Source organism: Bacillus sp. SIMBA_008, from assembly GCF_046535495.1.
Classification (GTDB): domain Bacteria; phylum Bacillota; class Bacilli; order Bacillales; family Bacillaceae; genus Bacillus; species Bacillus subtilis.
Genome location: NZ_JAWRWL010000384.1, coordinates 1 through 276, shown reverse-complemented (window position 1 = coordinate 276; position 276 = coordinate 1). Strand labels below are relative to the sequence as shown.

Below are 276 nucleotides of genomic sequence, written 5' to 3'. Positions count from 1 at the left end.
AGCGCGCATTATTAGCAGCGGTTATTGCAGTATTTGCTCTTTTTATGTTTCAGCGCTTTCCTGCAGGCGAGCTTGTTACCCATTTTATTAAGGGCGGAAACGAATTGATCAATGTTATTATTATGTTATCGCTGATTTGGGCCGTAACAGCAGTAGCTGAAAATCTGGGATTATCGAAATATGTTACTTTTCATTTAATCATGGATCCCTCATATGTTTATTGCGCTGTCTCTTTTTATACTGGGGGCTGTTATATCTCATTTTATCGGTTCATTC

Annotated in this window: 1 pseudogene; it reads left to right on the top strand. The window is 38.4% G+C overall.

The features are described from left to right. Window positions 1-276, top strand: a pseudogene (locus tag SB658_RS23700) (Na+/H+ antiporter NhaC family protein); the annotation flags it as partial.